The following is a 13,075-nucleotide window of genomic DNA, read 5'->3' on the forward strand; positions in this document are numbered from 1 at the left end:
GGTATGACGCTGCTTATGGTCACACCCGCTTTTTTTGTGAATTCCATTAGGAGTTTGTTAAAGTATGCAGCGAATAATGCCAAAGATACCTTGAATGTGTTGTATTTTTAGCGAAAAAACATAGCCTAAAATTAAGTTAGGAGAATAACTGTGAAAATTCAGAAAAGCTTCGCGCAATCAGTTGGAACACTGTATTTAGTACCTACACCGATCGGAAACTTGGAAGACATGACGTTTCGTGCAGTAAAGACATTGCAAACGGTTGATTTGATCGCTAGTGAGGATACCAGAAATACACAAAAGTTATTGAACCATTTTGAAGTGAAGGTGCCGCAAAAAAGTTTGCATGAACATAATTATAATGAGCGGATTCCGGAATTACTTGATTTTCTAAGAGATGGAAAGTCAATTGCTCAAGTTAGCGATGCTGGAATGCCATCGATTAGTGATCCTGGACATGAGTTGGTTGTAGCCTGCATTGAAGCGGATATCCCAGTTGTTGCTTTGCCGGGAGCCACTGCTGGCATGACAGCGCTGATTGCTTCTGGTTTACTTCCACAGCCGTTTTATTTTTATGGATTCTTGCAACGGAAGAAAAGTTCTCAAAAGAAAGAATTGGAAGATTTAAGAAATCAAACGGCGACTTTGATTTTTTATGAGTCGCCCCATCGAGTTAAGGAGACATTGAAAAACGTTGCAGAAGTCTTTGGTAATCGTGAAGTGGTAATTTGTCGTGAGCTGACTAAACTTTATGAAGAGTATCTGCGAGGGACTGCAGAAGAGTTAATAGAATACTTATCGGAGCATTCATTGAAAGGCGAATGTTGTTTGCTAGTTTCGGGGGCAACAGAGATAGCAGAAGAGGAAGTTTTCGAAGGGACTTTAAAGGAACAGGTCGAAGCATTGATATCAGAGGGACAAACCTCAAAAGAAGCGATTAAATCTGTTGCTAAACGACATAATTTAAAGAAACAAGATGTTTATAAAGAATACCACGAGTTATAAGAGCAGGAATTGTTCCTGCTCTTTTTGTGTGATGTTTTCTTACATAAAAAGTTACTAAATTAGAGAAAGATGAAAAAAATGAGTAAAAACTCTTTTTTTATTTGAATTTGATGTTAGAATACTTAACATAAAGAGAAATGGAGTGGTTCGATGGCAGCAAATATTGCATTTATTTTGATTTGTTCAGGATTGGTTTTTCTTATGACCCCCGCATTAGCTTTTTTCTACGGTGGGCTGGAACGACGGAAAAATATTTTGAACACGATGATGATGGTAATCTGTACAATGGGTTTGGCTTCCTTTATCTGGGTGGCGATTGGGTACTCTTTATCATTCAGCGGCGGCGGAGATTTTATTGGCAACTTAGATAAACTCTTTTTCAATGGTGTGTCCATGAGTAAAGGAGATGGGATTCCTGAGGGGCTCTTCGCTTTCTTTCAAATGATGTTCGCCTTGATCACGACGGCCATTTTAACGGGATCAGTTGCTGGCAGAATGCGTTTTTCAGCAATTTTTCTATTCATTGCGATATGGCTAGTCGTTGTTTACTTCCCTATGGCGCATATGGTTTGGGGCGGCGGTTTTCTGGATAAAATCGGTTCGATTGATTTTGCTGGAGGAAACGTTGTTCATATCAGTTCAGGAATCTCTGGTTTAGTATTAGCAATCGTATTAGGACGTCGTCGCGAGTATCACCTTGGAGATTATCGACCACATAATGTTCCCTTTGTAGTCTTGGGAACTGGGCTTTTATGGTTTGGGTGGTTTGGCTTTAATGGGGGATCAGCATTAGCGGCCGATGGCTTGGCAATTCACGCGATGATTACTACAAATACAGCAGCGGCTTGTGCGATGCTGTCTTGGATGTTGATTGAGAAAGTTCTAAATGGCAAACCTACTGTTGTTGGCGCTTGTACAGGAGCAGTTGTAGGACTAGTTGCCATAACACCAGGGGCGGGCTTTGTATCGATTTGGTCGAGTTTGCTGATCGGCGCTTTAGTGAGTCCGTTTTGTTACTTCTTTATTTCAGTAATCAAACAGAAGCTCGGTTTTGATGATGCGTTAGATGCGTTTGGCTGTCATGGAGTTGGCGGAATTTTTGGCGGTATCGTGACGGGGATTTTTGCCGATCCTTCAGTCGGTGGAAGAACGGGCTTGATTTATGGAGAAACGCATCTATTTATCGCTCAAATCGAAAGCGTACTATTTACTCTGGTATTTGCCGGGGCAGCTAGTTACTTAATCATTTCCTTGATTAGAGTCTTCATGCCAATTCGAGTGTCGCAGCAAGAAGAAGCATTAGGTTTAGATCAGATTGAGCATGATGAAAGTGCTTATCCGACATTTATGGGAATGGATTCTTAAAACCGACAGCAAGAGGAGGACGCAATGAAAAAAGTTGAAGCGATTATTAGACAAGAAAAATTAGAGGCGATCAAAGCAGCAATTGATCAAGAAATAGAAGTCAATGGTATGACGGTCAGTCAAGTATTAGGTTGCGGATTACAAAAAGGTCAGAAAACCCATGTTCGAGGGCAGGAAATTATTACCACATTATTGCCAAAAGTATCGGTTAGCTTTATTTTAGCTGATGAGGATGTCGAGCGGGTGGTTGATTTGATTTTGGAGACTTGTCAGTCGGAAGAATGTGGAACAGGAAAAATATTTGTTTATCCGATTGAAGAAGCGATTCGTATTCGTACACGGGAAACAGGCAAAGCAGCGATCCAATAAAAAGATTCTGCCTAAGATTATTTCTTAGGCAGAATCTTTTTTCTATTTAAGAATATCTTCTTTTATTTTGGCGAATTCTTCCTCATTTAAGATACCCTGATCTAATAGGTCCTTCATCTTTAAGAGCTGTTCTGCTTTGCTTAATGGTTCTTCAGACTTGCTCTCTTCTGTAACTAGTTGAATAGTTTCTTTTAATCTTGCCAGAACTTTTGGCGCTTCCTCTTCGGTTAAGACGATCTTAGTAGTTCCTTGTAGAGAGGTTATATCCAATAGATCTAAACTTGTTTCTTTTATTAAACGCAGGTCCTGCATATTTGCTAAAGGAATGACTTTGAAATCATCGCCGATCATTTTCTTTTGCCCCATGACAAAACGCTGATTGGTTAAACCGTAGGCATAAAAGCCATCATTTTTAGTGGCAGATGTTCGGTTATGCAGACCGATAAAGCAAACTAAAATTTCTTCATCGGGCCCTAAATGCTTTTCTAATACTGAAAAAAGTTTTACGCTCCACTGGCGATCGGAACCTGAAAAGAATCCGGTGTCTTGGCAAAATTGATACATTTCTTCGGCAGTCTTCATGGTATGCTCCTTTTATTTGTTAGTCTTAGTTTAGCAAAACATGGAAACGCAAACAAATAGTTTTCTAACAGAGCTCGTGTCTCATTTGCGAGTAAAGGCACAAAAAACCACCATAGCCGTCACTATGGTGGAAATGAAGGTTGTTATTTACTCTTGGTAGGAGTAAGTATGAAAAACCAATTCGGGATAATTGGTATGATTTCATGATAAAGCAAACAGTCAATGAATTCATGAATAGCTGTTTGTTAATCAATAAGAAATGAATTAGAAAAGACTTATGCAAATTTCGGTGAAATTTTACAGCATATTCCAAAATGTAAGGGTTGCATTTCATTTTAAGGAATTTAAGAGCTATGTTACACTTGGGTTGGAAGATTTAAATAGGAGGGTACATTTATGGCAAATATCAGTAAAAAGTTACTAACTGAATTGACTTCAGAAGAAGCAACAGGTCCGTTTATCACGTTTATGTTGAACACACACCATGCGCATCAAGATGTTGAAAAAGATCAAATCATGTTTAAAAACTTTGCTAAAGAAGCGAAAACACGCTTTGAGAAGAAATACACTGATCACAGCTTTGAACCATTCCAAGAAAAAATCGATCACTTATTAGCAGATGGAGACTTTTGGCGTAGCGGAACAAAAAGTGTTGCGGTAATTTTGAGCGCGAATGAAACTCATATCCATCGCTTAAGCATTGCAGTGGATGATCAATACTACGTGAGTGATTTGCCTTACTTATTGGCGATCATCAAGAATATGCAATTCAACTATCCTTATTATTTGATGGCTTTGAATAGAGATTCTATGAAACTTTATCTTGTCCGTAATAAAGAAGTCCAAGCGATCGAACTTCCAGAAGGTGCACCAAAGGATATTGTGACGGCACTTGGTGATGAATTGACTGGTGGAAACTTGAATGTCTCAGCCCGCGGCGGTGAAGTCGGCAGTTTCCATGGTGTAAATACGAAGGATGAAGAAGTCGAGATTGACTGGGTAAATTATTATCAGGCCGTTGATAACTTCTTAAAAGAATTAGATAATCCAGAGCATTTGCCTTTGTATCTTTTTGCATTGCCAGAAAACCAAACACAATTTAAAAAGATCGCGAAAAATCCTTATTATTCGGATAAAGCGGCGATTAGCGGATCACCGGCACAAGCGGGGATAAATGAGATCAAACAAGAGACACAAAAAATCTTTGATCAACTTGCTGCGGTCGAAACTCAGACGTATAAAAAATTAATCGATAGAAAATTTGTTGATCAATTAGTCGATATCGTACCAGCTGCAAAGGAAGGAAAAATTTCTCATTTGTTTATTGCAACGTCCAACCTTGTAGATGGTTATGGGGAAGACCCGGATATTGAATACGATCGTCGTCAGGTACTCAATGAAATTGCTGACAATGTTATCAAAAATGGCGGACAGGTCTTTGTTCTAGACCAAAAGGATGCGCCGGATGAGAAAAGCTTATTGGCTATTTTACGGTATTAGCGACTAAATATTTCAAATATATTAAGAAAAAACTTTTTGAGCGATAACCTAGTGTTATCGCTTTATCTATGTTATACTTCTAATTGTAGTTTTTGTACGGTAATATTGGCAAGTTTGTTTCAGACAACATCTTTCCTATTTCACCATTCAAGTAATTACAAATTAATTTTTATCCTAGGAGGATGTTTAACATGGAACAAGGTACAGTAAAATGGTTTAACTCAGAAAAAGGTTATGGATTTATCACTGCTGAAAACGGAAACGACGTATTCGTACATTTCTCAGCAATCCAAGGCGACGGCTTCAAAACTTTAGAAGAAGGTCAAGCAGTGACTTTCGACGTAGAAGACGGTCAACGTGGACCTCAAGCTACAAACGTTAACAAAGCTTAATTAGTCGAATTTTCAGCCAGGTGCGAAAGCATCTGGCTTTTTTGTTGTTCAAGTTTTATTGGAAACGTTTTAACCTAAGAACTTCCTTGTAGAAAGTGGTATTATTCAGATATAATGCGTGAGGAAGGATGCGAGTTTTCTGGTTTCTCCTCACGCTTTGTTAGTTATACTTTTTGATTGAAATAGTATTCTCGAAAATGAAGGCGCGACTTATGGAAAAGAAAATCCGTACTCTATGAGTTAGGTGCAAATTTATTTTGCAAAACTAGAGGAAGGAGGGGCGAATGTGAAGAAAAATTATGCGGTTGTTGATATCGAAACGACTGGTACAGATCCGAAGACGGATCGAATCATTCAATTTGGCTGTGTACTGATCGAAGAAGGCAGAATTGTGACGCATTTTTCGACAGATATCAACCCCGATCAAAATATTCCGGCGCAGATTCAGACGCTGACTGGGATTAGCAATCAGCGAATTCGAAAGGCCCCTTATTTTGAAGATGTGGCTCAGACGATCTCTAATCTATTGGCAGACACGATCTTTGTAGCCCACAATATACACTTTGACTATCCCTTTTTGAGTAATGAGCTGGAGCGTTGCGGCATGCCTCCGCTAACTATTCCTGGTATTGATACAGTAGAACTGGCACAGGTGTTCATGCCAACCTCTTTGAGTTTTCGTTTGAGGGATTTGGCGGAGGAATTGAATTTGGTACATGAAAATCCGCATCAAGCCGATAGTGATGCGGATGTGACGGCGCAGCTGCTATTATACTTAGAATCAAAGATAAAAGAGTTGCCAATCATTACACTGAAAAAAATTATTGGTGCAGCTGATCAAATGGCTTTTCAAACGAAAGAGTATTTGCAAGACTGTTTGGTGGAGATGCAAGCCGATCCCCGGCCATTATCAAAAGATCTAGTTATTATACATGGTTTGGCTTTGCGCAAAAAAAATGTTCCGCTCTTTTCTGAGAATTATTTTGGGACGAAAGCTTATCCGCGTTCTCGCAAAGCAAAGGAAAAGGTCTACCATAACGAATTAGACTTTCGTAAAGAGCAAGCTCGATTGATGAATCTAGTCTATGATTTTTTCAACAAGAAGGATGACAAAAATGTTTTGGTAGAGGCTGCGACAGGCATTGGCAAGACGCTGGGGTATTTGCTGCCAATGAGTTTTCTGGCGACACCGGAAAAGCCGTTGGTGGTCAGTACGGTTTCACTGCTGTTGCAAGAACAGATTTTGAATCACGATTTGCCGTTAATCAATCGTTTATTGGATCATCCGCTGCAAGCTGTAGTGATGAAAAGCAGTCGGCATTATATTGATTTGGAGCGTTTCTATCAAAGTTTTGAAAAGCAGTCTGAACAAAAGCAATATACTTTTTATCAGATGGCGGTACTTGTTTGGTTAACTCAGACCGAGACCGGCGACTTCGATGAGTTGAATATGACAAGCTTGAAGCATGCTTTTTGGCATGAAGTGGCTCATTTAGGCACGCATACGTTGAATCCTAAGAGTCCCTTTTTTAGCGTAGATTTTATTCGGCATCGTCAAGAAAAATTGGCACAGAGTAATTTGATCGTCACGAATCATGCTTATTTGGCACAAGAGGATCAACGGAAATTTCCGCAATTGCCGAAAAGTCCTTACTTGATTATTGATGAGGCGCATCACTTAAATCGAGTATTAGAAAAAATCAGTACGCAACAGTTTAATCTTCTAGCAGTTCAACGAGCTTTTCATCAGCTGCAGGATAATCAAAAGTTTGCAGATTGGCAGGTTTTGGTTCAAAAAGACCAGCAGACGGTACATGTTCTTGAAATTTTACAAGATGTGTTGCAAGAGTTGGATGAAGATTTGACTGATTTTTATCAAATTTTCAAGGAAGAATATCCTGCTGAAGAGGATCGTTTGATTACAAAAGAGATGATTGATCAACTGTCATTAGCTGGTGAACAGGTTTTACAGCGGATCGGACGATTGTATCAAGATGCCTTGACGTTAGGTGAACAGCTGCAAACGTACTTTACGATTTATAAAGAAACATTCGGTATTAAGGAGCAAGCCGAATGGGGCAATCTGCAAGCATTATTAGATAATTTGGCTCAGCAGCAAACCGCGTTTGAACTGTTTAGTGAGCGTTGGGATGCGCGTTATATTCACTGGTTCAATGCGAAACGTAAAACATTCCAAGTCCAGGATTTAGAGGCTTCGCTAATTCGTGAAACGACGTGGTACGAACGCTATCAACAGATTCTTTATTTAGGCGGAACGTTAAAGATCGGCAGCGACCGACACTATTTTGCGAAACGCTGGGGAATTCCGGAAACGGCTTTGAAGATCATCAGCAGTCCGTATGATTACGCGGAGCAAGCGCGTTTGTATTTGCCGACGAACAGTATCAGCATTCAGTCGACTTCGCCGGACCATTATGCGCAATATGTTGCAAACGTTGTTCAAAAAATGGCGGAGAAGCAGCAACGACCGATTTTAGTCTTGTTTACGTCCCATGATATTTTGAATCGTGTCTACCAACGGGTCCGTGTCCCCTTGTTAAATCAAGGAAGAGAAGTCTTGGCGCAGGGAATCGGCGGCAGTCGTGAGAAATTGCTGAAACGATTCTTATTATCCAAAGATGCACTTTTATTTGGGGCTGACAGTTTTTGGGAAGGGATCGATTTGCCGGGTGAGATCTTGCAGATTTTGATTGTCACTCGACTTCCGTTTGAAAATCCGCAACGGCTGCAAGTGAAAGCACGGAATGACTTTTTGGCATCTGAAGGAATTAATCCCTTTTTCCAAGAAGCTGTTCCCCATGCCGCGCTGCGTTTGCGCCAAGCGTTGGGCCGTTTGATTCGTTCAGAAAAGGATAAGGGAGTCATGCTCCTATTAGATCAACGCTTTATCACTGCTAAATATGGTGAAAAGCTGCGTAAGGCATTGCCAAAAGAATTGCCGATCAAACAATTGCCGCTGGAAGAAATTTTAGCGGAGACGGATCAATTTTTAAATTCTGACAAAAGTGTAGAGAATTAATGAGGGAAGTCCCTTCTTTTGGTATAATGTAGCTTGTCTGAGAGGAGTATGATTTTGGATACGAATAGTGCAAGACAGCAGAAACTCAATCGTTGGCTATTAGGAATCGTGGCTTTTCTACTGATTATTATCGTGGCAGCGACCATGATTTTTATCCGTTCGAATCGTCCGATGCATCAAGCCAAAAGAGAAGCTGTTCAAATGGCAGAGAAATATGCTGATTTAAAAACGGTGGATCAGTTTTATTGGTTCAATCGTGAAAAGACTTACTTTACCGTCACTGGTGAAAATAACACTGGCGAACAAATTATTGTAATTGTTCCAAAATCGGGAGAGAAAATCCGTGTTTTAAACCAAAAAGATGGTCTGACTGAACAGCAGGCAGAAAAACGTTTTGAAAGCGACAACCCAGATCTTATTTTTGAAAAAGCGAATTTAGGAATTTACCGTGATCAAACAACATGGGAGATTACCGCAAAAGACGATCAAGGGACGATTTATTATTACTTGCTGGCATTTAATGACGGCAAGACGATTAAGGTCATCAAAAAAATCTAAAAAATCTTGGTAGGGGAGTTATCAGTTATGAAATTATCAGAGCGTGTAACAAACTTAGAACCGTCCGTCACTTTAGCAGCGACCGCCAAAGCCAAAGAGTTGAAAGCCCAAGGATTAGATGTCATCAGTTTGACTGTCGGAGAACCGGATTTTACTACGCCGGAAAATATTGAGCAGGCTGCGATTGATGGGATCAAGAGCGGCAAGGTCAGCTTTTATACTGCTTCTGGCGGTACACCAGAATTGAAGGCAGCGATCGTTGATTTTACCAAGAAAAACTATGATCTAACGGTTGAACCCAAAAACATCATCGTGACCAGCGGTGCGAAATTTGCGTTGTATACGTTATTCCAAACGATTTTGGATGCGGGGGATGAAGTGATCATTCCTGTTCCTTATTGGGTCAGCTACGGAGAGCAAGTCAAATTAGCACAAGGCAATCCCGTCTTCATTACGGGGGCTCAAAGCAACGACTATAAGATCACGGTTGACCAGTTGGAAGATGCACGAACAGAAAAAACAAAAGCAATCATCATTAATTCACCATCAAATCCAACGGGAATGATTTATACAGAAAATGAATTGCGGGAAATTGGTGAATGGGCGGTTCGTCATGATTTGCTGATTGTCTCAGATGATATTTATGATCATCTTGTTTATAATGGGAACGAAGCGCCGCATATCGCTTCTTTATCTGACGAGATTTTCCATCAAACAGTGATCATCAACGGAGTATCAAAAACCTATTCTATGACCGGTTGGCGAATCGGTTATGCGATTGGGAATGCTGAGATTATTGGCGGAATGACATCGATCGCTTCTCAAGCGACAAGCAATCCGACGTCGGTCAGCCAAGTAGCGGCTGTGGAAGCTTTAGCTGGTGAACAAGAGACTGCGGAAAAAATGCGTCAGGCCTTTGAAGAACGGCTGAATACAATCTATCCAAAAGTTGCTGATTTACCTGGTTTCAAACTGAAGAAACCTCAAGGCGCCTTCTATCTGTTTCCAAATATCGCAGAAGCGATGGAAATGGGCGGGTACGACAATGTGACGACTTGGGTGAACGATTTGTTAGCTCAGGAACATGTTGCTTTAGTAACAGGCGAAGGGTTCGGATCAGCTGATAGTGTGCGGATGAGTTATTCAGCCAGCATGGAAGACTTGGAAGAAGCAGTCGTGCGGATTCGCCGCTTTATTGAAAATAGTAAGAAGTAAGACATCAATTCGGGATAAATAAGTTAGGAGAGACATTTGTGGAACAAATTCAAATCATTGATGCCAAGAATCATGTTGGCGAAACAGTAAAAATCGGTGCTTGGGTGGCTAATAAGCGTTCAAGCGGAAAGATCTCATTTTTACAATTACGTGATGGAACAGCTTATTTCCAAGCCGTTGTTGTCAAAAGTGAAGTATCAGAAGAAATCTTTCATTTAGCAAAAGAATTGACACAAGAAACATCAATCATCGTAACTGGAGAAATTCGTGAAGACACACGTTCAAAATTCGGTTATGAGTTGGGTGTAACCGACATTGAAGTAATCGGTGAAAGTCATGATTATCCAATTACACCGAAGGAACACGGGGTTGATTTCTTGATGGATCATCGCCATTTATGGTTGCGTTCTTCTCAACAACACGCGATTATGTTGATTCGTAACGAAGTGATTCGTGCGACTTATGAATTCTTCAATAATAATGGCTTTGTGAAAATTGATCCACCGATTCTAACAGGTTCAGCACCTGAAGGAACAAGTGATTTATTTGAAACAAATTATTTCGATCAAAAAGCTTATCTTTCTCAAAGTGGTCAATTATATATGGAAGCGGCAGCTATGGCTTTAGGCAAAGTGTTCTCCTTTGGACCAACTTTCCGAGCTGAAAAATCAAAGACACGTCGTCATTTGATCGAGTTTTGGATGATTGAACCAGAAATGGCCTTCATGCATCAGGAAGATAGTTTGGAAGTTCAGGAACAATATGTTGCTTATTTAGTGCAAAGTGTTCTTGATAACTGCGATTACGCTTTAGATGTACTAGGTCGTGATAAAGAAATTTTGAAAAACTATACCAAACTTCCTTATCCGCGAATCTCTTATGATGACGCGATCGAACTGTTGAAGAAAAACGATTTTGACGACATTGAATGGGGCGATGATTTTGGTTCGCCGCACGAAACCTTTATCGCTAACTCATTTGATCGTCCAGTCTTCATCTTGAATTATCCAAAAGCAATCAAACCATTCTACATGAAACCACATCCAACCCGTGAGGATGTAGTGATCTGTGCCGATTTGATCGCACCTGAAGGTTATGGTGAAATCATTGGCGGGTCAGAACGTGCGACGGATTATGATTACTTGTTGGAACAAATTCGTGAAGCAGGCTTGAGTGAAGAAGAATATTCATGGTACTTAGACTTGCGTAAATATGGGACTGTGCCGCATTCAGGTTTTGGTTTAGGACTTGAACGGACGATTACTTTTATCTCAGGGATCGATCATGTGCGTGAGGCTATTCCATTCCCACGTTTGTTAAACCGTATTTATCCATAATTGCAATGAATTCAAAAACGCCGAGCATCGTCTCGGCGTTTTTTTGCTTTTAAAATCCAATTTTCTCTATTAAAGAACTGTGCTTGTCGTCATCATGTTGAAAATAAATCTGTTCATTGCCTTCGTCAGTTTCCTTGAGATTAGTAGTAACAACTGTTTTTACTTCTTCTTTGTCGATATTCTTTTCGACGATTTGAGAAGTTGCTCCCAGAGTGATTAATGCCAATGCGATAATAGTAATTTTTTTCATTTTAAATATCCTCCTAAATTAAAATCCGATTTTTTCGGCTAAAGTATGTTCGTCATCGTTGTCATGGCCAAAATCAATGTCGTTGTCTTTTTCGTCATGTTCTTTGAGGTTGGTAGTAACAACAGTTTTTACTTCTTCTTTGTCGATATTCTTTTCGACGATTTGAGAAGTTGCACCTAAAGTGATTAGTGCCAATGCGATAATAGTAATTTTTTTCATTTTAAATTTCTCCTTTAGAGTTTGTATTTTTTTTAGGTTCGATTAGTTAAAAAATTTTCCTTTGATTTCACTTTTCACTAAGCCAAAGAACTGGGTCATTACTTTTGTACAGGTTTCTTCAGGTAAACGTGTTTCGTTGGCGATAAAATCTGTGATTGCTGCTAAATGTTTTTTCGAGTAGCGGGTAATGTTCTTATCGCAATAGTTTTCATAGCTTTGTAAGATGCTTTCTACTGTTTGAATGCTTTCGTTTGTTTGTCCGGCTAAAGTTTTGATTGTTTGTGTGTTGTTCATGATGTTTTCCTCTTTTTTTGACCGACTGTCGGTCTGTTTTAGTTTAATAGTTAAACTCAACAGATGCAGTTGAGTTATGAGTTAAAAATTGTTTGTAATTGTGATCTTGTTTGGTCATAGGGATGGACGCTTGGATTAATGTCGAGCACTTTAAAAATCAGGTCGGTAGCAGCAAGAACTCTGTTTTGAATTGTTTCAGCGGATAAATTTTCAGTTGTATCAAACATTGTTTGAATCCCTGCAATCAAGAACTGAATGCTTTCAAGCGGATACTCGGTTCTAAATTCGCCTTGGTGTTTTCCTTCTTCAATAATTTCTGCTAGGAAGGGACAAACTTGGTTGATCGTTCCTTCCAACGCTCGCTGTTTCATTAAGGCGTTTTCTGGCATTTGAAATTTGTCGACGATTTCTTCTTTACGTTCATCTTTTGAATTATCTTGGGAAAGGAAGACAATCAGTTTCTCTAATGCTGGGACATCTGATTTTTGAATTTCTTTCACTCGTAAGATTTCTTGATCGATGATTTGACCGATGACCGCGTCTAGCACTTCTTCTTTAGAAACGAAATAATGATAGAAGGTCCCTTTGGCGATGCCGATTCGTTTCAAAATATCATTGATGGTCGTTTTATTGAATCCCTTGGTTAAAAAGAATTCTTCGGCAGTAGTGATAATTTCATTTCTTCGTTCATCATGCTCTTTTACGATGCGCATATCTTCTCTCCTTTCTCTAAACCGACTGTCGGTCGCTTTCTACACCCTTATATTACCGACCGTCGGTCTAGTTGTCAACACTTTTTTGAATTAAATTTTATATTATTTAGCGAAGCCTTTTAAATCAACGTTTTCCCGACCATATTTTTTTGAAAAAGCTTTCTTTTTATACTTGACACATGAGTAACCATTCATATATAATATACATGAAGAAACATTCATATGTAATTTAGAGA

The 13,075-nt window shown here is 39.6% G+C and carries 14 protein-coding genes; 9 read left to right on the forward strand and 5 right to left on the reverse strand.

Going from position 1 to position 13,075, the window contains the following annotated elements:
- Positions 1 to 150: 150 nt before the first annotated feature.
- The 3 genes from rsmI (at position 151) to I585_RS17070 (ending at position 2,739) form a co-directional block, all read left to right on the forward strand.
- Positions 151 to 1,005, forward strand: coding sequence for a 16S rRNA (cytidine(1402)-2'-O)-methyltransferase (rsmI, locus tag I585_RS17060; RefSeq protein ID WP_010740789.1), 855 nt, complete (start codon positions 151 to 153; stop codon positions 1,003 to 1,005).
- A 150-nt stretch (positions 1,006 to 1,155) separates the two neighbouring features.
- Positions 1,156 to 2,370 carry an ammonium transporter gene (locus tag I585_RS17065; protein ID WP_010740788.1) on the forward strand — a complete coding sequence of 405 codons (1,215 nt, stop codon included), beginning with the start codon at positions 1,156 to 1,158 and terminating at the stop codon, positions 2,368 to 2,370.
- Positions 2,371 to 2,394: 24 nt separating this feature from the next.
- Positions 2,395 to 2,739 (forward strand): P-II family nitrogen regulator, encoded by a 345-nt coding sequence (locus I585_RS17070; protein ID WP_010740787.1) that lies wholly within the window; start codon positions 2,395 to 2,397, stop codon positions 2,737 to 2,739.
- Between the two features lie 42 nt (positions 2,740 to 2,781).
- On the opposite strand, the gene I585_RS17075 is transcribed toward I585_RS17070, so the two are convergent.
- Positions 2,782 to 3,321 (reverse strand): PH domain-containing protein, encoded by a 540-nt coding sequence (locus tag I585_RS17075; RefSeq protein ID WP_010740786.1) that lies wholly within the window; start codon positions 3,319 to 3,321, stop codon positions 2,782 to 2,784.
- Between the two features lie 396 nt (positions 3,322 to 3,717).
- Between I585_RS17075 and I585_RS17080 the strand changes: the two genes are divergently transcribed.
- From I585_RS17080 to asnS, 6 genes are all read left to right on the forward strand, one after another.
- Positions 3,718 to 4,821 carry a baeRF6 domain-containing protein gene (locus tag I585_RS17080; protein WP_010740785.1) on the forward strand — a complete coding sequence of 368 codons (1,104 nt, stop codon included), beginning with the start codon at positions 3,718 to 3,720 and terminating at the stop codon, positions 4,819 to 4,821.
- 191 nt (positions 4,822 to 5,012) lie between these two features.
- Positions 5,013 to 5,213, forward strand: coding sequence for a cold-shock protein (locus tag I585_RS17085; RefSeq protein WP_010740784.1), 201 nt, complete (start codon positions 5,013 to 5,015; stop codon positions 5,211 to 5,213).
- Positions 5,214 to 5,499: 286 nt separating this feature from the next.
- Positions 5,500 to 8,253: a helicase C-terminal domain-containing protein gene (locus I585_RS17090; RefSeq protein ID WP_010740783.1), complete on the forward strand. Its 2,754-nt coding sequence runs from the start codon at positions 5,500 to 5,502 to the stop codon at positions 8,251 to 8,253.
- Positions 8,254 to 8,307: 54 nt separating this feature from the next.
- Positions 8,308 to 8,811 (forward strand): cell wall elongation regulator TseB-like domain-containing protein, encoded by a 504-nt coding sequence (locus tag I585_RS17095; protein ID WP_010740782.1) that lies wholly within the window; start codon positions 8,308 to 8,310, stop codon positions 8,809 to 8,811.
- Between the two features lie 27 nt (positions 8,812 to 8,838).
- Positions 8,839 to 10,026: a pyridoxal phosphate-dependent aminotransferase gene (locus I585_RS17100; protein ID WP_010740781.1), complete on the forward strand. Its 1,188-nt coding sequence runs from the start codon at positions 8,839 to 8,841 to the stop codon at positions 10,024 to 10,026.
- Positions 10,027 to 10,064: 38 nt separating this feature from the next.
- Positions 10,065 to 11,363 carry an asparagine--tRNA ligase gene (asnS, locus tag I585_RS17105; RefSeq protein ID WP_010740780.1) on the forward strand — a complete coding sequence of 433 codons (1,299 nt, stop codon included), beginning with the start codon at positions 10,065 to 10,067 and terminating at the stop codon, positions 11,361 to 11,363.
- A 49-nt stretch (positions 11,364 to 11,412) separates the two neighbouring features.
- Here the strand turns inward: asnS and I585_RS17110 are convergent, their stop codons facing one another.
- From I585_RS17110 to I585_RS17125, 4 genes are all read right to left on the reverse strand, one after another.
- Complete coding sequence (locus I585_RS17110) at positions 11,413 to 11,613, reverse strand: hypothetical protein (protein ID WP_010740779.1); 201 nt, start codon at positions 11,611 to 11,613, stop codon at positions 11,413 to 11,415.
- A gap of 18 nt (positions 11,614 to 11,631) precedes the next feature.
- Positions 11,632 to 11,832: a hypothetical protein gene (locus I585_RS17115; protein WP_010740778.1), complete on the reverse strand. Its 201-nt coding sequence runs from the start codon at positions 11,830 to 11,832 to the stop codon at positions 11,632 to 11,634.
- Positions 11,833 to 11,874: 42 nt separating this feature from the next.
- A complete protein-coding gene (locus tag I585_RS17120) occupies positions 11,875 to 12,126 on the reverse strand; it encodes a hypothetical protein (protein ID WP_010740777.1) in 252 nt (83 codons plus the stop codon).
- Between the two features lie 74 nt (positions 12,127 to 12,200).
- Positions 12,201 to 12,839: a TetR/AcrR family transcriptional regulator gene (locus I585_RS17125; protein ID WP_010740776.1), complete on the reverse strand. Its 639-nt coding sequence runs from the start codon at positions 12,837 to 12,839 to the stop codon at positions 12,201 to 12,203.
- Positions 12,840 to 13,075: the final 236 nt, after the last annotated feature.

The organism is Enterococcus malodoratus ATCC 43197, from assembly GCF_000407185.1.
Classification (GTDB): domain Bacteria; phylum Bacillota; class Bacilli; order Lactobacillales; family Enterococcaceae; genus Enterococcus_A; species Enterococcus_A malodoratus.

Excerpts from the sequence above, each read along its gene's own strand:
- I585_RS17075 (WP_010740786.1), bottom strand. The coding sequence starts at position 3,321 with ATGAAGACTGCCGAAGAAATGTATCAATTTTGCCAAGACACCGGATTC.
- I585_RS17125 (WP_010740776.1), bottom strand. The coding sequence starts at position 12,839 with ATGCGCATCGTAAAAGAGCATGATGAACGAAGAAATGAAATTATCACT.
- I585_RS17115 (WP_010740778.1), bottom strand. The coding sequence starts at position 11,832 with ATGAAAAAAATTACTATTATCGCATTGGCACTAATCACTTTAGGTGCA.
- I585_RS17085 (WP_010740784.1), top strand. The coding sequence starts at position 5,013 with ATGGAACAAGGTACAGTAAAATGGTTTAACTCAGAAAAAGGTTATGGA.
- I585_RS17100 (WP_010740781.1), top strand. The coding sequence starts at position 8,839 with ATGAAATTATCAGAGCGTGTAACAAACTTAGAACCGTCCGTCACTTTA.
- I585_RS17065 (WP_010740788.1), top strand. The coding sequence starts at position 1,156 with ATGGCAGCAAATATTGCATTTATTTTGATTTGTTCAGGATTGGTTTTT.
- I585_RS17110 (WP_010740779.1), bottom strand. The coding sequence starts at position 11,613 with ATGAAAAAAATTACTATTATCGCATTGGCATTAATCACTCTGGGAGCA.
- I585_RS17080 (WP_010740785.1), top strand. The coding sequence starts at position 3,718 with ATGGCAAATATCAGTAAAAAGTTACTAACTGAATTGACTTCAGAAGAA.
- I585_RS17070 (WP_010740787.1), top strand. The coding sequence starts at position 2,395 with ATGAAAAAAGTTGAAGCGATTATTAGACAAGAAAAATTAGAGGCGATC.
- I585_RS17120 (WP_010740777.1), bottom strand. The coding sequence starts at position 12,126 with ATGAACAACACACAAACAATCAAAACTTTAGCCGGACAAACAAACGAA.